The following is a 22,543-nucleotide window of genomic DNA, read 5'->3' on the forward strand; positions in this document are numbered from 1 at the left end:
GTTCCCCGCGCCCCTGACGGGGCGCACCGCACCCACGAGCGAAGGTCCGCCGGACAGGCCCTGATGGCGCGCCGGCCGGCAGCCAGGCCCTTGCTGCGCCTCGTGTATGCGACGCGTTGCCTCAGAAGGCGGTCAATACGCGTGCCGGTCCGCCTTGTTCATCCACGCGTCGTAGGCCTGGGCGCCGAGCTCGGGGTGGATCTGCTCGACCTTGATCCTCCGCTCGCTGAACGGCTTCGTGAAGTCCTCGTACTGGAAGGCGTCGTCGAAGCCGATCCGGCGCGTGTCGTCCAGGTCCTGGCTGAAGTACACGGCGTCGATGCGCGACCAGTAGATGGCGCTCATGCACATCGGGCACGGGGCGCCGCTGATGTAGATGGAGCAGCCCTGAAGCATCCGGGCCCGCTCGGGGATCAGGTCCGGTGAGCCCTCGGGGCGGGGCACGTATTCCAGAATGCTCTCGTTCTGGTGCTCCTCGGAGACCGACGGCGCTTCGGGGTTGAGGCGTTGCACGGCCTTGCGGATGCTTTCCACCTCTGCGTGGGCCGTGGGGTCGCTGGTCAGGAGGACGCGGTTCTGCCCGCGCGCGATGATGTCGCCGTTGCGGGTGATCACCGCACCGAACGGGCCGCCCCAGCCGTTCTTCACCGACTCGGTGGCGAGTCGAACCGCTTCGGCCATGAGCTCTTTGTGTTCCATCACGCAGTCTCCGATCGGCATCGCTCCGAGGTGACCGATTTCCGATTTGCCCGAAAAGTCGTATATGAATTAGCCTAACTCGGGTGGGTTCTCGTGCAAGCCGTGACGCCGGGGCCGACAACGCCGCCACCGTCGTGATCTCGCAGAAGGTGCACGCAGACCGCGTCGAGGACTACCGGCGCTGGCAGGACAGGACGAACGAGGCCGCCCGCGAATTCGATGGTTTCGAGGGCGCCGAGGTCTACTCGCCCGGAACCGGCGAAGAGAACGAATGGGTGGCCGTCTTCCGTTTCTCCGGGATCGACCACCTGACCGCCTGGTTGAACTCACGCAGGAGGCAGGAACTGCTCGCCGAAGGGCAGGAGCTGTTCGACGGGCCCCCGACCCAGGAAGTGCTCCGCGGCGGTGCCGCTCCCGAGCGGGCGCCGGAGGCCGTCACGGCCGTCGTCTCGCACGAGGTGAGGCCCGGACAGGAACAACGGTTCCTGCGCTGGCAGGCGAAGGCCCTCAAGGCGCAGGAGAAAGCGCCCGGATTCATGGGGTCCGAATTGTTCAAGCCGGTCCAGGGCGTTCAGGGGGTGCAGGAACGCTGGGTCGTCGTCTTCCGCTTCGACACGCGCGAACACCTCGACGCATGGCTCGCCTCCGATGTCCGCGCGGCGCTGCTGGAGGAGGGGCGCAACTGTTTCGCCTCCTACGACGTGCGCAAGGTCGGCTCGGCGTTCAGCGGCTGGTTCCGTTTCGGCGAGGGAGCGCAGGGCCGTGCTCCGCCCAACTGGAAACAGGCCATGTCGGTGCTCCTGGCCCTCTATCCCACCGTGATGGTGCTGAACCTGACCGAGGGAGCCGAGCTGAACGGTCTCGGTGTTCCCGGATACATCGGGCTGTTCATCGGGAACATGCTGAGCGTCAGCGCGCTGACCTGGCTGCTGATGCCTCTGGTGAACAAGGCGCTCGCCTTTTGGCTGGTGCCCGCGCGCGCAGGCGGCCGCCGCGTCGACCTGGCGGGCGCGGCTGTGGTGGTGCTCTGTTATCTGGTGACCATCGCAGTCTTCGGACTCATCACGCCCTGACCGCTGTCACGCCCTGACCGCTTCCCACTTCCCAGGCCGGCCGAGCGAGGAGGCCACGATGTCCGAAGGAGCCGTCGAAGGGACACTGATCCGGCGCGGCGACCCCGGCTACGAGAGTGCCAGGACCGGCGCGGTCTGGAACGGGCGCAAGCCCGAGCGGTTCCCTGCCGCCGTCGTGCGGCCCGCATCCGAGGCGGACGTTTCCCACGCCCTGGCCTACGCCCGGTCCCACGGGCTGCGCGTGTCGACGGTCTCCGGCGGCCACAACTGGTCCGGGTCCCAACTCCGGGACGGCGGGCTGCTGCTGGACCTGTCGCGGCTCGCGGAGTGCCGCGTCGACCCCGGGACGGCAACCGCCACGGTGGGGCCCGCCGCGACCGGCCGGGACCTGGTTGCGGCCCTCGACCCGCACCGACTCGCCTTCCCCGTGGGCCACTGCCCCTCCGTCGCCGTGGGCGGATACCTGCTCAGCGGCGGGCTGGGCTGGAACTCCCGCGCGTGGGGCGCGGCATGCGCCGACGTCCAGGAGATCCGGGCCGTCACGGCCGACAGCCGCACGGTGATCTGCTCCGAGGCGGAGAACAGCGATCTCTTCTGGGCCGCCCGGGGCGCGGGGCCCGGCTTCTTCGCCGTCGTCACCCGCTTCCGGCTCCGCCTGCACGCCCGGCCGGCGTCCATCATGACGACGAGTCTGACGTTCCCGCTGTCCGGCATCGGCCGCGTGACGGGCTGGGCGGAACGGACCGCGCGCGAACTCCCGCCGAACGTCGAGACGTCCCTCGTCCTCAGGGCCTCCGCCTCTGCCCGGTCCGGCGCACCGGACCCGGCGGGAGCGCGGGTCGTGGTCGGGGCCACCTCGTTCGCCGCGACACCGGAGGAAGCGCTCGCCTCACTCGCCCCCGTGGCCGGCTGCCCCTTCACCACGAGCGCCGTTTCCCGGCAATCGCCCGAGCCCACCTCCTTCGCCGCCCTGCACGCGAGCGCCGCCGAACTGTGGCCGTCCGGGCACCGTTACGCGGCGGACACGCTGTGGTCGGCGGAGACCTACGAGACCCAACTGGCCCGAATCGCCGACGCGATCGCGCACGCGCCCTCCGGCCGGTCCCTCGTGCTGGCCCCGGTGCAACCGGTGTCCGAAGAGCCGGCTCTGCTGCGCGCCATGGCCTTCTCCCCGCTCGGTGAGTCGTATCTCGTCTGCTATGCGATCTGGGACGACGCCGCCGAGGACGAGGCCAACGCCCGCTGGCTGCGGGAGGCGATGGGCGCGGCGGACCCATCGGGGCGCGGCAGCCACTACATCGCCGAGGCCGACCTGGAGGCCGGCGCGGCCGCTGTCCGGCGCTCGTACACCCCCGCCGCCTGGGACCGTCTGCGGGAGCTCAAGGCGCGATGGGACCCGGAGAACCTGTTCCACTCCTGCCTCACCTGCCTCACACCGTGACGCGCCGATCAGTCCTGGGGTGGTCAGCAGAGGCTCCGGTCGGATCAGAGGTGTCGGCCTCAGCGCCGGTCTTTTGCCACTCCTTGAGCGGCTGCAGGGCGTCTCTTTTCCGCGATCCCCGGCTCACGGCCACGACCGGCCGTACCTCTCCGGCCACCCCCGGGGTCGGCCGACCCATGGCAACTCGGCCGTCTTCGGCGGTTATTGACGGGGGATTTGAGCCCTTTTCCGGCACTCCGCGCATCTTGCAACGACCTCCCGCAAGCCGTCGTGCGGGTGGCTTGATTTCAGTATTGGGTGCAAGATCCATGTTGTTACGCTCGCCGAGTGAACGCGATCAAGGGCAGAGGTCCGCACTCGGAAAGAGTCGTCGCTGTCGTGGGCGCAGGGGCCAGCGGTATTCTCACGACGACCCAACTCATCACACAGGCAGCCGTTCTGAGCCGTGACTACAAGTTACGCATCCAACTCTTCGACCACACCGGCGAGCTGGCGACCGGTCCCGCTTACGGAACGCCGCACGAATGCCATATCCTCAACATGCGTGCAGCCACCATGAGCATGTACAGCGACCGCCCGGACCACTTCCTCGACTGGGTCGACTCACGTATTCCTCAAGGGAGTCGACCGACATCCGGAGATGCGTACATACCCCGCGCGCAATACGGCGAATACCTTCGCGACCAGTTGCGTTCCGCCGTCGAGGACGCCCACCGGCACGGCGTCGAGGTGGAGTTCGTGAAGGCCCGCGTCACGGACTGTCTGCCCGGTACCGGAAAGGCACTCGTCCAGTGCGGGGACGTCGTACATCCCTGCGACGCCGCGGTGCTGTGCTCCGGCGACCTGCCGGGGAAGGGGCTGCCGCAGCTGGCCGGCTCTCCGGCGTACCTCCCCTCCGCCTGGCAGTACGACGACATCGCCGGGATCCCCTCGACCGCCTCGGTGGCCGTCATCGGTTCCAGCCTGACCGCCGTCGACGTGATCGTCCTGCTCGACGCCCTCGGTCACCAGGGGGAGATCCACTGTTTCTCCCGCCTGCGGTCGCTGCCCAAGGTGCAGGGGACGCCCCTGCCCTGGACGTCGCGGTACGTCACCGAGGAGCGCGTCGAGGAACTGACCGGAGGCGGGGCGCGGCAGGCCACACTGGCCGAGATCGCCGGGCTCTTCCGGCAGGAGATCGAGCTGGCCACCGGCACACCTCCGGACTGGGAGGCCGCCCAGCGTTCGGCGCGCCGCCCGGTGGCCGAGACCCTGCCCGAGGACATCCGGGACGCCGCCGAGGGGCGCAACCGCTGGTACGCGGCGCTGGACGCCACGGGGCACCTGGCCCCGCATCTGTGGCACCGCATGGAAGACGCCGCCAAGGAGGCCTTCTTGGCGAAGCACGCCTCGCTGTGGGCGATGTACCGGCACAGCATGCCGCTCCCCAACGCCGAGAAGCTGTGGCGGCTGGTGCGCGCGGGACAGCTGCATGCGCACACCGGCCTCCGGACGGCCGTCGCGCACGGCGGGCGGCACACCCTCGGCTGCGTCGAGGACGGCCGGGAACGGGAGTTCGGCGCGGACTACGTCGTCAACGCCACCGGGGCGGCACCGGACATCACCGATCTGGACGACCCGCTGATCGGCAACCTGCGCCAGGCCGGCCGGCTGCGCCCGCACCGGCACGGCGGGGTCGATGTGGACTTCGGGACGGGCCGGTTGACCGGCCTTGACGGCACCGCGAGCGCGCCGGTGTACTTCGTCGGTCCGCTCACCCGAGGGGTGCACTTCTATACCAATTCGGTGGAGACCCTGCGCACGAACTCCACGGCCACGGCGCGGTCCGTGCTGCGCGGTCTCGACTAGTACCGGACGGACCGGAACCCCCAAGGAAAGAAACCTTTATGACCCTGCAAGTCGCCTTCTTTGTCGGCAGCGATGTCACCTCGCACCTGGCGGTCAACGCGGCGGTGCGTTCGCTCGCCGTGGAGGACGTCGGAATCCACATTTTCCACACCGCGCAGAAACCGAATCCGGCGGCCCCGCGCGAACGCCGCGAGCTTTTTTTCGTCGAGCACCGGCTGACGAACGACGTGCTCTACCCCTACCTTGACGCGGCAGACGAGAAAAACGCGGCAGAGGGCCCGTACTGCACTCCCGGCGCCCTTGCCCGAAGGGATCCGAAGCGCATCACGGTGCAGCAAGTGGACAGCGTCAACTCCCCGGAAACCATCCAGGAATTACGCCGCCGAGGGATCACCCTCGGATTCTCGGTGCGCTGCTACCAGAAATTCGGCGCCGACATCATCCGCTACTTCTCCGCAGCGGCCGGACACTCCGCGCTGCTCAACCTCCACCCGGGCGTCCTGCCCGCCTACCGCGGGGTGCTCACCTACGCCCGGGCGATGGCCAACTCCGATGCGCACGCCGGGTTCACGCTGCACCACATCAACGCCGACTGGGACGCGGGCGATGTGCTGTCCTGCACCACCCAGCCGCTGGATCACGACCGCTCGGTGCTGGAGAACATGATCCGGCACCACAGGGCCGGCGCCGCCCTGATGCACGAGGCGGTCGTCCAGACGCTCGGGGGCGAGCGGCTGCTGAGCGTTCCGCAGCCGGCGGCCGAGGCGCGTTACTACACCCATGCCACGCCGGAGGAGCTGACGGCCATCCAGGACAAGGGGATCCGCCTGTTCCGGGCCGAGCCCGTCATCGGGATGCTGGTCCGCGCCTTCTGCGCCGACGGCGGCAGCACGGCGCGCGGGACGCACAAGGTCCTGCGGGACGCCCTCGTCAGTGCCGGGATCCTGCCGTGACGCCCCCGGCCGGCCCCCCGAAGAGCGGCGCGGCGGGCGGCGCGCTCGGCCGGACGCTCACGATCGTGCTCACCCTGGCCTGCGCGATCACCTCGTCCAACATCTACATCAACCAGCCCGTCCTGACCGACATGGCGAGTTCCTTCGGGGTCTCCGAGGGCGCGATGGGCTCGGTCCCGACGGCCACGCAGTTCGGCTACGCACTCGGCATCCTGCTGCTCGTCCCGCTCGGCGACACCCGCGACCGCCGCAAGCTGATCCTGTCCCTGGGGGCCGCGACGACCGTGGCGCTGGCCGCCGCCGCGCTCGCCCCCGACCTCGCCGTCCTCACCGTCGTCAGCTTCCTGCTGGGAGCCCTCACCCCGATTCCGCAGATCGTCGTCCCGCTCGCCGTGGCGCTCACCGGGGGTCGGGCCAAGGGCCGGGTCGTCGGCGTCCTCCAAGGCGGCCTGCTGGTCGGCCTGCTCGCCTCGCGCACCTACGCCGGGGCGCTGGCCGACCTCGTGGGCTGGCGCTGGGTCTACGGCTGCTCGGTCGCGTTGATGGTGATGCTCCTGGTCCTGCTGTTCTTCACGCTGCCCAAGGGCATCACCGGCAGTGCCGCGATGCCGTACGGCGATCTGCTCAAGAGCCTGCCGAAGCTGTTCCGGGGCAGCCCGCTGGTGCGCCGGGTGTGCACGTCCGGGGCGCTGGTCGGCGTCTCCTTCGGTGCCTTCTGGACGACGCTCGCCTTCGTCCTTCAGGACTCCTACGGCTACGGGCCGGGCATCGCCGGGCTGTTCGGCCTGGTCGCCGCGGCGAGCGCGCTCGGGTCGCCGCGGGCCGGCCGGCTGGCCGACCGCAAGGGGGGCCGCTACACGCAGACGATGCTGCTGGCCGTCTCGCTGGTCGGCTGGGCGACGCTCGCGGGCGGCAAGGAGTGGCTGGTCCTGATGGTGCTGGGCGTCGTCCTGCTGGACGTCGGGGTATGGGGCAACCAGGTCGTCAACCAGGCCATGCTCTTCAAGCTCGACGCAGGGCAGCACAGCAGGCTCAACACCCTCTACTTCACGACCCGTTTCCTGGGGATCGCGACGGGCTCCCTCCTCGGTTCCCAGATCTGGAACACGGGAGGGTGGTACGGCGTCGCCGTGCTCGGGGTGGGCGCCCTGCTGCTGGCCGCGCCGATCCTGTGCACCACCCGTGACGTGCGGCCGGTGGGCGGCACCCCGGCCGGCGCCACCACCGAGGAAGCCGCCTCACGGGCGGGCTGACCACGCACCGGGCGGACCTGCGCGGGGCGCGCGGGTCCGCCCGGGCGGGACCTCGGTCCTGCCCGGGCCCGGCCGCCATCGGGAGAACCACGGAACCCCCGCCCGTTATGGGGGCGATGGGCCTGCACCGATGGACGGGTGGGCACGCGTGTGAGGTGAGGAGCAACTGTGGGTGATCTGACGGTCGGTTCCCGGTCCGGGACCGATGAGCCCGGCAAGAAGGCGAGCGGTGGCCCGGCCGAGCGCAGGAAGCCGCGCTCCTTCTGGAAGGAGCTGCCGGTCCTCATCGGCGTCGCCCTGGTCCTGTCGCTGCTGATCAAGACGTTCCTGGTGCAGCCGTTCAAGATCCCGTCCGACTCCATGCAGAACACCCTCCAGCGCCAGGACCGGGTCCTCGTCGACAAGCTGACACCGTGGTTCGGCGCCAAGCCCCAGCGCGGCGAGGTCGTCGTCTTCCGCGACCCGGGCGGCTGGGGCGACGGCATACCCACCCCGCACCCCAACCTTGTCGAGCGGGCCTTCAGCTTCATCGGCCTGACGCCACCGGCCGATCAGAAGTACCTCATCAAACGGGTCATCGCGGTGGGCGGCGACACCGTCGAATGCCAGGGCACCGGCCCGGTCAAGGTCAACGGCAAGGCTCTGGAGGAGGATTCGTACCTCTACCCCGGCGCGACCGCGTGCGGCGACAACCCGTTCGGCCCGGTGCACGTTCCCAAGGGCCGGATCTGGGTGATGGGCGACCACCGCAACAACTCCGCCGACTCCCGCTACCACCAGAACCTCCCGGGCAACGGCACGCTCCCCGAGGACGCGGTCGTCGGCCGCGCCGTCGTCATCGCCTGGCCCGTCGACCGCTGGACGAACCTCCCGGTGCCCGGCACCTTCGACCGGTCCGGGATCAACCCGCCTGCTCCGGTCGATGGCCGAGGGCCTTCGCATGCGCGTGAGCCCAGCCCCCGAGGGTGACGCCGGCAGCGATCAGAGCGACGTGCGCGAGGAGCGCCGGAACGAAGCCGCCGGGCAGCCACCCGAGCAGCCCCCGGTCGTCGTGGTGGAAGAGGAGGCGAAAGAGGCCCTGGCTGAAAACCACCATCGCCACCGCGCCGAGGATCTGCAGGACGTCGTATTTCTTCATGGCCTCTTCCCTCGCGAGTGAATACGATACGAACGTATCAGCGTCAGCCCCTGAATATCCGCCTACAGCATGGAAACTCTCTTATTTCGTCACACTCTTTCCGATGCTACGGTGAGAGGTATGCGTGACGAAAACCCGACGGCATGCCTGATGTGCAGCACACGCATCGCCCCTTCGACGCGAGGCCGTCCCGCCGTCTACTGCTCCCGCAGCTGCCAGGCCCGGGCCTACCGTCGGCGCAAGAACCGGCTGCCCGCACCGGGCACCCCGGTCACGCCCCCGTCGCCGCGGCAGACGGACATCCAGGCACGCCAACGGCTCCGGATCGCCGAGGCGTTGTGGCGCATCGCCGCCGAGGAGGGGCTGGACGCGGCGAGCATGCGCCGGATCGCGGCCGAAGCCGGCGTCTCGCTGCGCGTGGTCCAGTACCACTTCGACAGCAAGCACGCCCTCCTGGTCGACGCCCTGCGCCTGCTGCACGAGGAGAACGGGCGGATTGCCGCGACCCGCGTCCCCACCGACATGACGGACCCGCACAGGCTGCTGCGTGCGCTGCTGAACGAGTTCCTGCCGCTGGACGAGCAACGCGCGTCCGCGCTCCGGGTGTTCGCGGCGTATTACGCCCGCAGCCTCACCGACCCGGCACTCGCGGCGGTCTTCCTGGCCGCCGAGCAGCCGCTGGAGGCGCTCGTCGGGGACATCATCGAGACGGGCCGGGCAGCGGGGAGCACCGCCCCGGGCCTCGATGTACGGCACGAGGCGGACCTTCTGGTGTCGGGGGCCACGGGCCTGGGCCTGGACGTCCTGCACGAGCGCCGGTCACTGGCGGACGTGCAGGCGGTGCTGGACTACCACTTGTCCCGCATCTTTCCGGCGGACGCCGCAGCGCGGCGGTGAGTGACGGCCTCCGCGGATCCGGGGCGCGAACGCTTTCGCGGGGCCGGCACAAGAAGGGGGTGGGGGCTGCGGAAGGCGTGGCCCGTGGAAGGGGAGGTCCGTGGCGACGGACGAGGAACTGCTGGCGCGCTCGGGAACCGACGCGTCGGCCTTCGAGCCGCTTGTGGAGCGCCATTCGACGGCGCTTCACGGCTATTTCGCACGGCGGGCACCCGGCGCGGCGGACGATCTGCTGGCCGAGGCGTGGCTGCGGGCCTACGCGGGGCGCGGCACCTACGACGCGGCCCGCGGGCCGGTCCGCGCGTGGCTCTTCGGCGTGGCCCGCAACGTGCTGGCCGCGCACTGGCGCGGGCAGGAACGGCCCGGGGCCGCCGCCACGCTCGCCGCCGAGGCGAGCAGCGACCCGTGGCACGCCGTCGACCGGAGGCTGGACGCGGCAGCGGTCGCGCCGCTGATGCGCCGGACCCTGGCCGAACTGCCGGCCGTGGAGCGGGAGCTGCTGCTCCTGATCGCGTGGGAGCAGCTCAGCCCCACCGAGGCCGCGGCCGTCGTCGGCGTCCCCGCGGGCACGGCCAGGTCCCGGCTGCACCGGGCACGCACCCGGCTGCGCACGGCGCTCGCCCCCTCCGCCGCGCTTTCCCTGACAGGAGACCTCGCATGACCGGGCAGCAGGACATGAACGACAGGGACCTCCTCGACTTCCCCGGCGCACGGCGGTTGAAGGCCGCGGGCAAGGTCGCGCCGCCCTCGGCGGACGCCGTCGCCGCGGCGCTGGCCGCGGTGCGGTCGGCGGCCGGCCGGGCCGAAGCGGACGGAACGGCCGTCGAGCTCGAACGGGAGCCGGTGGCCGCGGTCGTCCCGGTGCGGACGTGGCGGCGCCGCCTTCCCGTGCTCGCCTCGGCGGCGGCGGTCGTGGCAGTCGCGCTGGGGGTGACGTTCCAGCCCTGGTCGGACTCCGGGAACGCGCTCGGATCCCCGGCGGCGCAGCCGTCGGCAACGGCGCAGAAGCGGACGGAGACGGGGACGGCACCGTACTGGAAGGTGCGGACCCACCAGTGGAACCGGACAGCCGACAAGACCCAGCGGCCGGACGAGACGTACGAGACCGTCTGGCTGAGCCGGTACGGCACACGCGGGCAGTCCGGCGCCGGTCCGGTCCAGGACTACGAGCGTTGGGACACCCCGGTGAAGGCCTACGTGATCTGCGGCAAGCCGGTCCTGTGGGACGAGCTCGGGAAGCTGCCCACGGACCCGGCGGGGCTACGGGCCCGGCTCGCCGGTGAAGCCACCGGCGAGGAGACCGAGGAGGGGCTCTTCAACGGCATCGAGGACCTGCTCGCCAAGTCACCCGCCGAACCACAGCTGCGGGCCGCGCTGTTCAAGCTCCTCACCGGGCTTCCCGGGGCGCGGGTGACGGAGCGGGCCAAGGACAGCACCGGCCGCGCCGGCACGGCCGTCGACCTGGACGCCGGTACCTGGCGGCGGCGACTGATCATCGACGCCGGGGCGTTCCACGTGCTGGAAGCCGAGGACACGGCGCGGAACGACGGCCTGACATGGGGGACGCAGAAACTCCGGGCCGGGGACCTCCTCCACCGCACCACCTACCTCTCCGCCGGGCCCGCCTGGGAGGCGCCGAACCCGTCCCCACGGACGTAGCGGTGCCCCTTCGGGACATGACCCGCGATCTCGGCCTGCTCGACGGCCCGTTGCCCGCCCGGGAACCCGCCGCCCGGCCGGGCCCTGCCCTCTACTGGGCGAGGGCCCGGCCGGCCCCGTTCAGGAACGGTCCGCCACCGGCACGGAGTTGTCGGCCGGCACCGCCGCGGGATCCCGTTCGGCGCCGGTCGTTCTGCTGCTGCGGTTGAAGACGATGATCGAGATCACGATGACCGTGAACCCGACGATCTCCGACACGGTCGGGCGCTGGCCCAGTACGGGCCAGGCGATCAGTCCTGCGGCGATCGGCACACCGTAGAAATACGACGCCACCCGGTCCGCGCTCTCCGAACGCATCAGGATGAACAGCAGACTGAGTGCACCGATCGACACCCCGACCGACATCCACAGTTCCGACAGCAGGAACTGTGGCGTCCACCGGATGACGCCCTTCTCGAAGATCAGTGCGCCGATGAGCATGACGACGGCCGACGAGCCGGACTGGACGCACCCGTTGACCAACGGGTGCGCGCCGGGGTTCTTCATCTGGAAGTAGAACTGCCCGGTGGACAGTCCCAGCAGACCGAGGAATCCGAAGGCGACGTTGGTCGGGGTGAGCCCGGACGAGGATTCCAGGCCCCGGTACACCGTGATGGCGACACCGACCACTCCGCCGATCAGGGCCAGCACCGACAGCAGCCGGACCTTTCTCGCGGTCACGACGGAGACCATCAGCCACACCAGAATGGGCTGCAGCGCGATGATCAGTGCCGAGACCGCGGGGGTCATGCCGCGGTAGAGCGCGTAGAACACCCCGACGGAGAACACGCCTTGCAGCAGGATGCCGCTGATGACGAGGTGGATGTAGCCCGAGCGCGGCCAGGCAACCCTCAAGCACATGACGAGGACGAACAGAATGACTGCGGTCGCGCCGAACCGGATTGCCAGGTAGTACAAAGGCTCCGCGTAGGGCAGGCCGTACCGGCCGCCCACGAATCCTGATCCGTAGATGGTGATGAACACCAGCACGATCAGCGAGGCCTTGAGATTCCTGCTCCCGCCGGCCACTAGCGCACGCCGGCCTTGGCGTCGGCGGTGACCATGTCGGTGCGCGGAAGCGTCGCATCCGGCGCAGCCGGCGCATCTTGCGCGTCCTGAGTGCCGGCCAGCCGGCCCGCCAACTCGTATTCGTTGACCAGGGAGATGATCTCGTTCTTCAGCACCGCGATCGCCTTCGGGAAGTCGGCCTCGTCCACGGCGAGCCGCGTGTCGGGGGCGGCCGACCGGGACGCCTTCTCCAACATGCCGATGCCGTACACCCGGGACAGAATGCGCCCCAGGATCACGGTCTTGTCCTGGGACGGCACATCGGTGATGTGGCTGAGGTTGATGTCGGTGATGTGGAAGAACGCGTCTTCCAGATAGCCGAACCGGCCGACGAACTCCAGCGGCGACCGGAGCCCGGACTCCCGGAACCGGCGCAGGAACAGGTTCGCCAGGTGCTGGCACAGCAGGTCGTTCGTTCCGTCGAAAATGGTGTAGACGCGCGCGTCGAGGAGCGCGTAGGCGGCTATGTTGTCCGGCGCGTCGGTCCGGTACCCCTCACCGCCGCACAACTGCTGGTAGTCGAGGGCCGATTCGAGCATGAGCTCGGAGGACAGCACCTTGGTCGCCAGCGAGGCGAACATGCTGTTCTCCAGGTCCGTGTAGTAGTCCTCCGCCAGCATCAGATGCCGGTAGAGCGCGTTGCACACGACGTAGTTCTGCTTGATGCGGTTGACCTTGTACCGCACGTAGTCGATGTCGTGCAGCGTGCCGTCGCCGATCGCCCTCGTGCTGACGTGGCGCAGCGCCTCCGTGCTCAACCGGCGCAGGAATCCGCTGCTCATGGCGGCCTTGCTGAACCGGGACGCGCACAGGATCTCGGCGGCGTCGCCCAGGCTCTCCCGGGTCTTGGTGAGCCTGTAGTGGCGGGGCACGCTCAGGTCGAGGGTGTTGAGCCCGTATCCGAGGTTCTTCAGCCCCAGGCTGTCGTAGACCTCGGTGGTCTCGAACCCGCCGTCCGACCGCTTGTGGGCGAAGTAGGCGAACTCCTTGCGCTCCGGGTGCTTGGCGCAGACGATCCACCAGTCGGCCTGCTCACTGAACGCCTGCCAGTGCTTGGTGCCGGTGATCCGGTACGTGTCACCATCGTCGTGGTAAATGGTCTGCATACGCGCGAGGTTCGAGCCGCTGCTCGGCTCGGTGAAGGCGAGACCGCCGATGACGGGGTTGTGGAGGAAGTCGTCGAAGACCTCCTTCTTCAGTACGTCGTCACCGCCGGACGCCACGTTGCGGAGGAAGAGGACGGTCACGATCATCGTGTACATGCCCATCGGCAAATTGCGCTCGGACATGATCTCGATGATCTCGCACATCTCCCGGTGACTCTCCCGGCCGCCGTACTCGCGCGGGATGGCCGGCAGATAGATGCCCAGATCGACCAGCTTCTGCAGGCTCTCCTTGGACAACGGCTCCTGCGGCAGTCGGGCACTGTCGAACTCGTCGATACCGCCCCGGAAGTTGTCGAGGAACTCGGACGAATCAAGGTCGACCAACGGGTTGCGCGACACACTCATGGCAATAATCCAATCTCGGCAGGCAAATCGGCTATCGGCTCTGGTGCTACAGCGCGCTCAGTTCGGCCCGCAGATGGTCCGGGATACCGGCGGTGGCTTCCCGCTCGTAGTCGAAATGGACCATGATGCAGGTGCCGTGGGCGACTTCGGCACCGTTCTGCGTGGCCGTCTGCTCGATGGTGATCGAGGTGTTCCCGATCTTCGCGACCTTCGTCTCGATGACGACGTCGTCCGACGCGAAGATCTGCCGGGTGAAATCGATCTCGTACCGGCGCAGGATGAGCGCGAGGTCACGCATGTTCGGTTCTTTGCTGAACAGCCGGAAAATCGGCAACCGCCCATGCTCGAACCAGACCGGCACTGCGGAGTTGGTGACATGACCGAGCACGTCGACTTCGGAGAAGCGCGGCGAAATCGTCACCTTCACGTTCTACCCCCGATTGATTCAGATTGGTTCAGTTGTTCGAGTGATCGACAGTGTCTCATCACTGAGGTTCCGTCATGGGTGTGACGTGCGGCACGCCTTCGGCGCACCTGTCACCGCGTCACGAGTCTCCGAACGCGCCGCCCGATGCTGGGCGATACGGGCGGACGAAGTCAACCGCCTTGGGGGAGCTTGAACAGGTCCATTTTGTGAGTGGAGTTGAGAACTCCACGAGAAGAGATTGACGGCCGCGGACACTTCGGGATGTGGCACTGCCCACAACGGAGCGTCGAGTGTTCAACTGCAGGGCGCGGTGAGCGTCGCATGCGGAACTGACAACGAGGTGTACTCGCGTAGAACGGACCTGCAGCATGCATCCGGCTCCGCATGATCTCGGCCCGTAGATTGGTCGCATGACGGAGGACATACGGACTGCGACCGGCACCCGGTCGCGGAGGTGTGAACGAGGCCGGCATGCCGCCCCGAAGCCGGGTGATGTCGGCAGTCGGAGCCTGCCAAGGCTGAGGTGATCGGGAACGGCGGGAGGGCGCGCCGGCCGGAGGTCTGCGCACGAGAGGAAACCCACCGCCCGCGGAGCGCCGTATGATGCCCCAACTCTCCCCCGTTGGCAAGGAATTCCTCGACGTCAAGCCTTCACCGCCCCGCGCCCGATACGCTTCGGGCAGCAACGGCCCTACCTCTCACAGGGCGCCCTGCCCGTCCGGTGCAGGGTCCCGGGCGTACCGGGAACCGCAAGAGTGAGGAGCCGAGCTGATGGTGAGGCCGAAGGGCAGAAGGAAGCACCGGCGGCGGCACCCGCTTTGTGAGTGGGTGACGCTGTCGGCAGCGCTTCTGAACGTGGTTGCCGCCATCGCGCGGTGTTGCGATCAGCTGGTGCGCTGACGGCGTGCCGCTGACGTGGTTTCGGACGATCGGTCGGTCTGCTTGCCAAGTGGGCCCGGCCGCCGGGTAGTCGGCCGGGCCCACGTGATGCCTCGCGCGTGACAGACCTGGCTCCGGGGACCACCGGAGCCGGGTCTTTCGGCGCCGCGCGAGAGACTGCTCCCGCCGGCCGGTTCGCGGACTCCCCGGAAGCCGACTGCCTGACGTACAGTCATGTACGGTTCCGCAGCCCCGCCGTCCATCGCGCCCATCGGCCGACGACGCGGCCACTGTAGCAACTGCCTACGCCGCGGACACCCGCGCTGTCCCGGATTCTTGCAGGTCACGGGGATGGCGAATCATGGCGCGCCCTTGCGAACACCTGGCGACCCGACCCGCCCTCCCCCGTCGTCGAATGCACCTTCGCCGCAGGTCACCAGGGGTGGCGAAGGTGGCCAACAGCCCTGGCGACAGGGGGGGCGCGAACCTGGCGAACAGCACGGTGTCGACCGTCTGTTGAACGGAGTTCGCCACCATCCCGGCATCCCGGCCCCCTCACGGAGATGGATGCCACATGCATACCGAGCACCTCACGCGACTCACACAACTCGCTCGCCCCACGCTGCGCGCCGCGGCCATGGCCGCCGCCCTCGCCGGCAGTCTGCTGGTGCCGACCGCCGCCCTGGCGGCGACCGTTCCCTCGCCAAGCCCCTCCCCCGGAGACCACAACGGGTACGTGTCCGCCGCCCGGTCCGACGCGCAGATCCGCTCGTTCTGGGAGAAGCACGCACACGACAAGACCTCCGCCCCCACCCTCGACAAGAAGGCCGGGAGCAAGTCCGGCAAAGAAAGACGTGCAGCCGAGGCCGACGGCAGCAGAGCCGGCGGTGAGCCGGTCAGGATCGCCGGCACCAAGCCGACGACGACGGCAGCAGCAACAACAACGACCACGCGGAGCGCCCTCCGCGGTGCCGCCGACCTCCGCGAGGGCGTCCGCGCCTTCACCGGACGCCTCAACTGGGACGACGGCCCCGGCTACATGGGCCTGTGCACCGCCACCGTCGTCGTGTCCGACAACCACGACACCCTGGCCACCGCCCGCCACTGCATGAAGACCCTCTCCGACGGCGTCACCCTCGACCCGAGCGCCAACTACCGGTTCGCCCCCGGCTGGTACGTCGACGCAACCGGCGAGCACGCCCCCTACGGCTGGTTCACCTGGCGCGGTGCCGCGATCACTCCCGAGAACGGCCAGCAGAACGACGACACCGCCTTCATCGCCCTCAACCCCCAGAACGGCAAGCACGTGCAGGACGTCGTCGGATCCGCCGGCATCGCCTTCAACGCGGCGCTGCCGTCCAACGTCGCCATCGCCGGGATCCCCGGCGACGTCAACCAGCTGCACGTGTGCGAGCAGGCCGCCCACTGGGGTCCGGAGAACCCTCCGCAGATCCTGCTGCAGAGCTCCTGCGACGGCGACAGCGAACTCGCCGGCGGCGCATCCGGCGGCGGCGTCTACGATGCCGACGCCTTCCGCAACGGCGGCGGCCTGTACGACATCGGCTCGTACTCCGGCTCCAACCTGAACCAGGCGGCAACCGCTGCCTTCCGTGACGAGGCGGTCAACATCTACCGGGCCGTCGGCGGTTCGCAGAGCAACGGCGATGTCCTCCTCAAGCCCGGCTTCACGATGAAAGCCGGTTCGTCCGTCACCGCGGGCGGCACCACGCTGACGCTGCAGAGGGACGGGCTGCTGCACCTCAACGGCCCGCGCAGGGACTGGTGGAGCGGCCAGTCCGACATCGGCGGTGCCCACCTGGACTTCCAGAGCGACGGCAACCTCGTCGTCTACGACGGCAACGGCACCGCGCACTGGGCGCTCAACCTCAACAACCGCGAGGGCGGAATCGCGCCCGCGGCGGGTTCGACGGTGAAGCTCCAGGCGGACGGCAACCTGGTGGTGTACGGGCCGGACGGCGCGGTGAAGTGGGCGGCCTTCTGCTACGGCACCAACCACTGCTGAGCGGAGACGGCGGTGATGACGGGCACCCCCGCAGGGTGCCCGTTACCGCACGCGGCTGTACGTCCTGACGATCACGCCGTTCTCGAACGCCCGCACCGACTCCAGCGTGAACTCGGTGACCGAGAAGCCCGAGCCGAACATCGGCATGCCGGAGCCGTACACCTGCGGGTACGTCTTGATGACCAGCTCGTCGATCTCGTCCAGCAGTTCGCCCGCCAGCTGCGATCCCCCGCAGAGCCAGATACCCAACCCGCTCTTCTCGCCCTCCTCGGCCTTGAGTTCGCGGATCCTGCCGAGCAGGTCGTCGGAGATCAGCTCCACGTTCGGGTCGGGCGATTCCGTGAGGGTGCGCGAGGCGACGTACTCGCGCATCTGCGCATACGGGCTGGTGATACCGGCGTCCAGCGCCAACTGGTAGCTGGCCCGGCCCTGGACGACCGTGTCGAAGTGCCGGTTCTCCGCGTCGTCGAAGCCGAGGAGCTTGCGGCCCTCGACGGAAACGGTCTCCGGGTACTCCGTCTTGAGGTACTCCAGGAACTCCGCGGTGGCGTACTTGAACATCGACGTCGCGTCACCGCCCGGGTCGCCGATGAAGCCGTCGATCGTGCAGGCGACGAAGTAGGTGAGCTTGCGCAAAAGGGTCCCCTCCCGTTGGGCGTCCGGGTGTCCTGGTGTCTCCCGGCAACAACCACTTCATCTATAGTGCTTCACCTGTAGTGGTTAGGCAAGCAGGTTTTCTGAGGAGGTCCCCATGGCCAGGAACCCGGAGCGCAGGACGGCCCTCGTCGACGCCGCCATCGAAGTGCTGGCGCACGAGGGCGCGCGCGGACTCACCTTCCGCGCCGTCGACGCCCGGGCCGGCGTGCCGGTCGGCACGGCCTCCAACTACTTCGCCGACCGGGACGATCTGCTGATGCAGACCGCCGGCCGCATCCACGTACGGATGACCCCCGACCCCGCACAGGTCGGCCGGGCCATGCGGCCGGAACCCTCGCGCGAGCTGGTCACCGAGCTCATGCGGTGGCTGGTGCAGCGCATGTCCGCCGAGCGGACCGGCTACCTGGCCATGCTGGAACTCCGCCTCGAAGCCACGCGCCGCCCGGCGCTCCAGGCCGAGCTCAACCGCGCCGTGCGCGCCGCCTACGACGAGTCCGTGCGCTTCCACTTCGACGCCGGGCTGCCCGGGGACGAGGACGCCTTCCTCGTCCTCTACCTCGCCATGACGGGCGTGCTCCTGGAACACCTCACGCTGCCCGACATGCTGCCCGAGCCCGACCTCGACCGGCTGGTGGAGTCGGTCGTCACGCGCGTCCTGCCGCCACGGTGAGCCGGGCCAGGCGGGTGTAGGAGTCCAGCAGCGCGGCGCGATCGTACGACCCGGTCGTCACCAGCACCTCGTCCGCGCCCGTACGCCCGACCAGCGCCGCCAGTTCCGCCGCGACCTGATCCTCCGTGCCGTGGATGTGCCCGCGCAGCCCGGCCTCGTAGTACTCGCGCTCCCGGTCCGTCATCGGCAGCGTCGCGATCTCCTCGGCGGACCGCAGCGGCGGGAAGACGCCGCGTGTACGGGACCGGGCCAGCGCCCACGCCTCCGGTATCAGCAGCCGCTGCGCCTCGTCGGCCGTTGCGGCGACGGCCACGTTCCCCGCGACCACGACGTACGGCTCCTGCCACCAGGGGGACGGCCGGAAGGCCGCCCGGTACCGGTCGATCGCGGCCCGCATCCCGTCCTTGCCCTTCAGCCCGCCGATGACCAGCGCCGCTCCGGCCGCCGCCGCGACCTCCGCGCCGGCGTCGTTGGCCAGGACGAACGCGGGGAGGCTCAGGCCCTCGGCCGGGTGGGCGTGCACCTGCGGGTAGGCGCGGGCCCCCGTGGTGAACCATTCGGCCAGCTCGGCCAGTTGCGCGCCGAAGTCGGCCATGGCCTCCTTCTCCGTGCCCAGCGCCCGCCGGATCCCGTCGGTGAACCCGACGGACCGACCGAGGCCCATGTCGATACGCCCGGGGAACAGCGACTCGAGCACGCCGAACTGCTCCGCGACCACCAGGGGCCGGTGATTGGGCAGCATCACCCCGCCCGTCCCGACCCGGATCCGCCGCGTCGCCGCGGCCACCGCTGCCGCCAGCACGGTCGGCGCGGCCCCGGCGACGCCGGGCACGCCGTGATGCTCGGCCACCCAGAACCGCCGGTACCCCAGCTCCTCGACCTGTTGCGCGAACCGCACGGTGTCGCGCAGCGCTTTGCCCGGCGGGCGGCCCTGCCGGGTGTGCGAACGGTCGAGGACGGAGAGGGGGACGGGGACGGGAGGGGTGGGAGTGGTCACGTTCAGTGCAACGTGGGGGGTGGGGGCGGGGATTCCTTCCCGGATCCCTCAGAGCCTCCGAGCCTCAGAAGGGGACGTCCAGCCCGGCTGCTCGCAGGCACTGCAGCGCCCTGCCCATGCACTCACCGGCCGAGGCCCCATCGGTCCGGACGGCGTGCGGCAACGACCCGCCACCGGCGGCGAAGGTCCACGCCGGCTTGCCTTCGCGCATGCGCTCGACGTCGACGCGGAGCATGGGCTCGACGCCCTGCTCGCCGAGCCATTCCATGATGAGCAGCGTCACGTCCTCGACACCGCTGTCCGGGTCCGGCTTGGGCCATCGGCGCTTCGTGTTCTTCACGGTTGCAACTGTATGGAGCCGTCCTTTATGCCTCGTTACGGGGACGAGGGGCAGCAGCCCCGTGGGCAGCGGCGATGGCATCGATCCGGCCCGCGAGGTCGAAGTCGGCTTCGGTCAACTTGTGCCCGGCGTCGTGGGTCGTGATGGAGAACCGGACGTGGTCCCACCGGAGATCGATGTCCGCGTGGTGGCCGATGAGCCGTTCGGTATCCGCCACGTGCACGATCATTGCGACGCCGCCGTGGTAACGGATGCCGAATGCACGAGTGATGGCGTCTCCCTCCCGCTGCCATCCTTGCCTGTCCAGCAGCCGTGCGGCGATCTGCTCGTCCGTCAGCGGCACCGGGTTCTCTGCCATGTCATCCCCTCTTGGCCTGCAGCGAGTACGTCCAGATGTGCACGCGCCGACCCCGAGAGGCTGTCCAGGAGTGCCTTGCCCTTGGCGGCCGTCGCGAGCGACGGGCGTCCGATGATGCCGTTGGCCGTGTAGCCCGACATGCCCACTGTCAGCAAGTGCGGGCGGCTGGGAGCCGAGTGGTCGTCCTCCTCGATGCCGTTGCGTACCAAGTGCGGCGCGGCGTGCAGCAGCAGCGATACTTCGAATTCGCCACCGTGCATGTCCTCCGCTCCGCCGCTCTCCAACTTGGCGTCGGCACGGGCTTTCGCACGGTCGTGGCCGACCGGGAAGAGGGCGACACGAGGGCCGCTGACATTGATCTCCTGGACGACGTTCTGCAGCACATAGTTGCCGCCATGTCCGTTGACGATGAGCAGCCCGGGGACACCGGAGGCTTCGAGCGATCGCCATATGTCGTGGACCATCGCGTAGAGAGTTCCGGCACCGATGCTGACCGTTCCGGCCATCGGAGCGTGTTCGTGCGAGCAGGAGATCGTGATGGGCGGAAGCAGGAACAAGTCGTGGTCGTCGGCCAGGCGCCGGGCGATCAGGCAAGCAATGGCGGTGTCGGTGATCAGTGGCAGGTGGTCACCGTGCTGCTCGAAGCTGCCGACCGGGAGGACGGCAACGACCGGGCCTCGCTCGCGCTCATCGCCGGAAGTGGCTTGCGTGATCAACTCATCCGTGGTCATAGCTTTTGGCTGCTTCAGAGCTGCCTGACCAGTGACTCGAAAACGGGAGAGTTGTCGAACGGCTGGATGTCACCGAGCTTCTCCCAGCCCCACGCGTAGTACGCCGAGCGGGCCGGGGTGTTCTTCGGGTCCACCAGGATCGTTCCCAGATCCTCACTGCGGCCCGTCAGCAGCTCGTCATGAAGTCTGCGGGCAATTCCTCGGCGCCGCCATGGCGGTCGGACCATCAACTCCGAGATCGCGAATACCTTGCCCTGCCCGGTCAGCACCGAGACATGAGACGGGACCTCCCCGCGGAATCCGCCCCACCAGGTTCCCGACGGAGCGATCCCGAACCCGAAGACGTACCCGACGAGTTCGTTGCCTTCCCGTGCCGTGACCAACTCGAATCCGGGACGCTGCACGTATGCCGCGAGGCGGTCCAAGAAAGCCGGTCGTGATCGAAAGGCGCCGTCCAGCTTCTCCGCGTATGCCTCCTCGTACACGTCCGCCAAAGCCTCGCGCCGTTCGTCGGCCTCCTCGCCGTTCAACCTGTTCAGGTCCAGGTCAGCCATGCTTGTCCTCCCACTGTGCACCTACGCGACGAGAGCTCTCGATCTGTCCAGGAAATCCCGGACCACCGGGGAATCCTGGCGCCGTTCCACTCCTCTTCTAAAGGCGTCGAGGCGGGCGGTGGTGCGGGTCGACGAGACCTGGGCCAGCAGCGGCAGGGCGTCATGGGCCACATGGCACGCGTCGTCCACCTCACCCTTCTGCAGGTGCACTTCGGCAAGGACGACGGAGTACCAAGCCCTGTTGCGACCGTACCGGTGGTCCATGGTCGTCAACGCCTTCTCGGTGAGCCTCTGAGCAATCCCGGTCTCGCCGAGGTCGGCATGGCACGTGGCAGCGAGACCGTCCAGCTCGGCCGACGAGTAGAAGTCGATCCACTTGGGGTCTTCGTTCGACGTTCCATGATCGAACACCTTGTAGGCGCGGGAAAGCGCAGCGTGGCACTCCTTCGCGTCCCCGAGGAGAGACCATCCACAGGCCTCACGCAGGGCAAGCAAGGACATCAGTCTGGGCGGGACGTGCCGGGCGCTGATGCGCTGCCCCATCCGAGCCAATTCCGCTGCATCGCGGGGCATGCCGTTGCGGGCGGCTGCCATGGACATCTGTGCGTAGGCATGAACCTCGACCTCCGGGTCTTCGGCCATGCGCGCCTGGTACAGCGACTGATTGTAGAAACCCCATGCGTCCACTGGGCGATCTGCGTCGTAGGCCAGCCACCCCGTCAAGACCGCCAAGTCTCCGCAAGCAGACCGCAGATGCCTGCCCGTCGCCTCCGTATAGCGCGCCGTGTTGATAAGCCGGTTCAGCGCGCCAAGAGCACGCTGAGCATCAAGGCTGAGGTTGTCGCCACCCATGCGTTCGTCGAGCTGCTTGAGCTGGCGCACTGTCTTGCGGACGGTCCTCACCTCTGCGGTTCCGATCCTGCGGGGCGTACCGCGTTCCGGGCAGAACCCCAGCGCGGCGAGCCCAGTGACGAAGTGCCGCCGGTCCACTGCCTGCTCCGGGTCGTCGAGTTGATCCAGCGTGACGACCGTACGCCCGGGCAGACGCCGAGCGGAAGAGTGGCAGGTGAAGCCGAGCGCCTCCATGCTCTCGCCGGCCAACGCGGACAGGACCCGTCGGTACACAGGGCGCGGACACGACACGTCTCCGTCCTCCCAGGTGGCGACCACCCGGGCCGTGCACCCGGTGTTCTCGCCAGCTTTCCCTGCCTCTCTGTTGATCAGTTCGGCGAACTCGGGACGACTCATCTGGAAGCGTTCTTCGCGTACAGCCCGGATCTTCACGTTCGGGATCTTCGTCTCGGCCATCGGGCTCGCAGGCTCCATTC

The 22,543-nt window shown here is 69.0% G+C and carries 22 protein-coding genes and 1 pseudogene; 12 read left to right on the forward strand and 11 right to left on the reverse strand.

The features are described from left to right. Positions 1–132: 132 nt before the first annotated feature. A complete protein-coding gene (locus ACWD4B_RS23735) occupies positions 133–699 on the reverse strand; it encodes a nucleoside deaminase (protein ID WP_451422662.1) in 567 nt (188 codons plus the stop codon). 83 nt (positions 700–782) lie between these two features. Here ACWD4B_RS23735 and ACWD4B_RS23740 point away from each other — a divergent pair, with 83 nt between their 5' ends. From ACWD4B_RS23740 to ACWD4B_RS23785, 10 genes are all read left to right on the forward strand, one after another. Beyond that, positions 783–1,772, forward strand: coding sequence for an antibiotic biosynthesis monooxygenase (locus ACWD4B_RS23740; RefSeq protein WP_451422629.1), 990 nt, complete (start codon positions 783–785; stop codon positions 1,770–1,772). A gap of 58 nt (positions 1,773–1,830) precedes the next feature. Next, a complete protein-coding gene (locus ACWD4B_RS23745) occupies positions 1,831–3,213 on the forward strand; it encodes an FAD-binding oxidoreductase (protein WP_451422630.1) in 1,383 nt (460 codons plus the stop codon). A 378-nt stretch (positions 3,214–3,591) separates the two neighbouring features. Further along, positions 3,592–5,061, forward strand: coding sequence for an FAD/NAD(P)-binding protein (locus ACWD4B_RS23750; RefSeq protein ID WP_451422631.1), 1,470 nt, complete (start codon positions 3,592–3,594; stop codon positions 5,059–5,061). Between the two features lie 38 nt (positions 5,062–5,099). Next, positions 5,100–6,014, forward strand: a complete 915-nt coding sequence (locus tag ACWD4B_RS23755) for a formyltransferase family protein (protein WP_451422632.1) — start codon at positions 5,100–5,102, stop codon at positions 6,012–6,014. Beyond that, the gene (locus ACWD4B_RS23760) at positions 6,011–7,267 is read left to right on the forward strand and encodes an MFS transporter (protein WP_451422633.1); all 1,257 of its coding nucleotides are present in this window, start codon (positions 6,011–6,013) and stop codon (positions 7,265–7,267) included. The genes ACWD4B_RS23755 and ACWD4B_RS23760 overlap by 4 nt, the downstream gene beginning before the upstream one ends. A gap of 168 nt (positions 7,268–7,435) precedes the next feature. Continuing rightward, positions 7,436–8,236 (forward strand): signal peptidase I, encoded by an 801-nt coding sequence (gene lepB, locus ACWD4B_RS23765; RefSeq protein WP_451422634.1) that lies wholly within the window; start codon positions 7,436–7,438, stop codon positions 8,234–8,236. Between the two features lie 22 nt (positions 8,237–8,258). After that, entirely contained in the window at positions 8,259–8,426 is a 168-nt protein-coding gene (locus ACWD4B_RS23770) for a hypothetical protein (RefSeq protein WP_451422635.1), read from the forward strand. 99 nt (positions 8,427–8,525) lie between these two features. After that, positions 8,526–9,302, forward strand: coding sequence for a TetR/AcrR family transcriptional regulator (locus ACWD4B_RS23775; RefSeq protein ID WP_451422636.1), 777 nt, complete (start codon positions 8,526–8,528; stop codon positions 9,300–9,302). A gap of 100 nt (positions 9,303–9,402) precedes the next feature. Next, positions 9,403–9,963, forward strand: a complete 561-nt coding sequence (locus ACWD4B_RS23780) for an RNA polymerase sigma factor (protein WP_451422637.1) — start codon at positions 9,403–9,405, stop codon at positions 9,961–9,963. Next, a complete protein-coding gene (locus tag ACWD4B_RS23785; protein ID WP_451422638.1) occupies positions 9,960–10,961 on the forward strand; it encodes a hypothetical protein in 1,002 nt (333 codons plus the stop codon). The genes ACWD4B_RS23780 and ACWD4B_RS23785 overlap by 4 nt, the downstream gene beginning before the upstream one ends. Positions 10,962–11,081: 120 nt before the next feature. Here ACWD4B_RS23785 and ACWD4B_RS23790 read toward each other — a convergent pair whose 3' ends face one another. The 3 genes and pseudogenes from ACWD4B_RS23790 to ACWD4B_RS23800 form a co-directional block, all read right to left on the reverse strand. Next, positions 11,082–12,029 (reverse strand): DMT family transporter, encoded by a 948-nt coding sequence (locus tag ACWD4B_RS23790; protein ID WP_451422639.1) that lies wholly within the window; start codon positions 12,027–12,029, stop codon positions 11,082–11,084. A 437-nt stretch (positions 12,030–12,466) separates the two neighbouring features. Next, positions 12,467–13,579 (reverse strand): annotated as a pseudogene (locus ACWD4B_RS23795) (acyl-CoA dehydrogenase family protein); the annotation flags it as partial. Positions 13,580–13,625: 46 nt separating this feature from the next. Continuing rightward, positions 13,626–14,006 (reverse strand): thioesterase family protein, encoded by a 381-nt coding sequence (locus tag ACWD4B_RS23800; protein ID WP_336416482.1) that lies wholly within the window; start codon positions 14,004–14,006, stop codon positions 13,626–13,628. Positions 14,007–15,459: 1,453 nt separating this feature from the next. Between ACWD4B_RS23800 and ACWD4B_RS23805 the strand changes: the two genes are divergently transcribed. After that, complete coding sequence (locus tag ACWD4B_RS23805) at positions 15,460–16,908, forward strand: hypothetical protein (RefSeq protein WP_451422640.1); 1,449 nt, start codon at positions 15,460–15,462, stop codon at positions 16,906–16,908. Between the two features lie 42 nt (positions 16,909–16,950). Here ACWD4B_RS23805 and ACWD4B_RS23810 read toward each other — a convergent pair whose 3' ends face one another. Beyond that, a complete protein-coding gene (locus ACWD4B_RS23810; protein WP_451422641.1) occupies positions 16,951–17,544 on the reverse strand; it encodes a dihydrofolate reductase family protein in 594 nt (197 codons plus the stop codon). A gap of 115 nt (positions 17,545–17,659) precedes the next feature. Between ACWD4B_RS23810 and ACWD4B_RS23815 the strand changes: the two genes are divergently transcribed. Then, a complete protein-coding gene (locus ACWD4B_RS23815) occupies positions 17,660–18,235 on the forward strand; it encodes a TetR/AcrR family transcriptional regulator (protein ID WP_451422642.1) in 576 nt (191 codons plus the stop codon). On the opposite strand, the gene ACWD4B_RS23820 is transcribed toward ACWD4B_RS23815, so the two are convergent. The 6 genes from ACWD4B_RS23820 to ACWD4B_RS23845 all read right to left on the reverse strand — a co-directional run bounded on the left by ACWD4B_RS23820 (position 18,210) and on the right by ACWD4B_RS23845 (position 22,523). Next, positions 18,210–19,232, reverse strand: a complete 1,023-nt coding sequence (locus ACWD4B_RS23820) for an MsnO8 family LLM class oxidoreductase (RefSeq protein ID WP_451422643.1) — start codon at positions 19,230–19,232, stop codon at positions 18,210–18,212. The genes ACWD4B_RS23815 and ACWD4B_RS23820 overlap by 26 nt on opposite strands. Before the next feature lie 64 nt (positions 19,233–19,296). Next, complete coding sequence (locus tag ACWD4B_RS23825) at positions 19,297–19,572, reverse strand: hypothetical protein (protein ID WP_451422644.1); 276 nt, start codon at positions 19,570–19,572, stop codon at positions 19,297–19,299. 25 nt (positions 19,573–19,597) lie between these two features. After that, on the reverse strand, positions 19,598–19,930 hold the full coding sequence (locus ACWD4B_RS23830; RefSeq protein WP_451422645.1) for a 4a-hydroxytetrahydrobiopterin dehydratase: 333 nt from the start codon (positions 19,928–19,930) through the stop codon (positions 19,598–19,600). Continuing rightward, positions 19,906–20,661 carry a creatininase family protein gene (locus ACWD4B_RS23835; protein WP_451422646.1) on the reverse strand — a complete coding sequence of 252 codons (756 nt, stop codon included), beginning with the start codon at positions 20,659–20,661 and terminating at the stop codon, positions 19,906–19,908. Before ACWD4B_RS23835 ends, ACWD4B_RS23830 begins: the two co-directional genes overlap by 25 nt. 14 nt (positions 20,662–20,675) lie before the next feature. Beyond that, positions 20,676–21,215: an N-acetyltransferase family protein gene (locus ACWD4B_RS23840; protein WP_451422647.1), complete on the reverse strand. Its 540-nt coding sequence runs from the start codon at positions 21,213–21,215 to the stop codon at positions 20,676–20,678. A 21-nt stretch (positions 21,216–21,236) separates the two neighbouring features. Then, positions 21,237–22,523 (reverse strand): hypothetical protein, encoded by a 1,287-nt coding sequence (locus ACWD4B_RS23845; RefSeq protein ID WP_451422648.1) that lies wholly within the window; start codon positions 22,521–22,523, stop codon positions 21,237–21,239. Positions 22,524–22,543 lie beyond the last annotated feature (20 nt).

This window comes from Streptomyces sp. NPDC002536, assembly GCF_053594995.1.

Excerpts from the sequence above, each read along its gene's own strand:
- ACWD4B_RS23755 (WP_451422632.1), top strand. The coding sequence starts at position 5,100 with ATGACCCTGCAAGTCGCCTTCTTTGTCGGCAGCGATGTCACCTCGCAC.
- ACWD4B_RS23785 (WP_451422638.1), top strand. The coding sequence starts at position 9,960 with ATGACCGGGCAGCAGGACATGAACGACAGGGACCTCCTCGACTTCCCC.
- ACWD4B_RS23840 (WP_451422647.1), bottom strand. The coding sequence starts at position 21,215 with ATGGCTGACCTGGACCTGAACAGGTTGAACGGCGAGGAGGCCGACGAA.
- ACWD4B_RS23775 (WP_451422636.1), top strand. The coding sequence starts at position 8,526 with ATGCGTGACGAAAACCCGACGGCATGCCTGATGTGCAGCACACGCATC.
- ACWD4B_RS23735 (WP_451422662.1), bottom strand. The coding sequence starts at position 699 with ATGGAACACAAAGAGCTCATGGCCGAAGCGGTTCGACTCGCCACCGAG.
- ACWD4B_RS23845 (WP_451422648.1), bottom strand. The coding sequence starts at position 22,523 with ATGGCCGAGACGAAGATCCCGAACGTGAAGATCCGGGCTGTACGCGAA.
- ACWD4B_RS23745 (WP_451422630.1), top strand. The coding sequence starts at position 1,831 with ATGTCCGAAGGAGCCGTCGAAGGGACACTGATCCGGCGCGGCGACCCC.
- ACWD4B_RS23805 (WP_451422640.1), top strand. The coding sequence starts at position 15,460 with ATGCATACCGAGCACCTCACGCGACTCACACAACTCGCTCGCCCCACG.
- ACWD4B_RS23830 (WP_451422645.1), bottom strand. The coding sequence starts at position 19,930 with ATGGCAGAGAACCCGGTGCCGCTGACGGACGAGCAGATCGCCGCACGG.
- ACWD4B_RS23835 (WP_451422646.1), bottom strand. The coding sequence starts at position 20,661 with ATGACCACGGATGAGTTGATCACGCAAGCCACTTCCGGCGATGAGCGC.
- ACWD4B_RS23815 (WP_451422642.1), top strand. The coding sequence starts at position 17,660 with ATGGCCAGGAACCCGGAGCGCAGGACGGCCCTCGTCGACGCCGCCATC.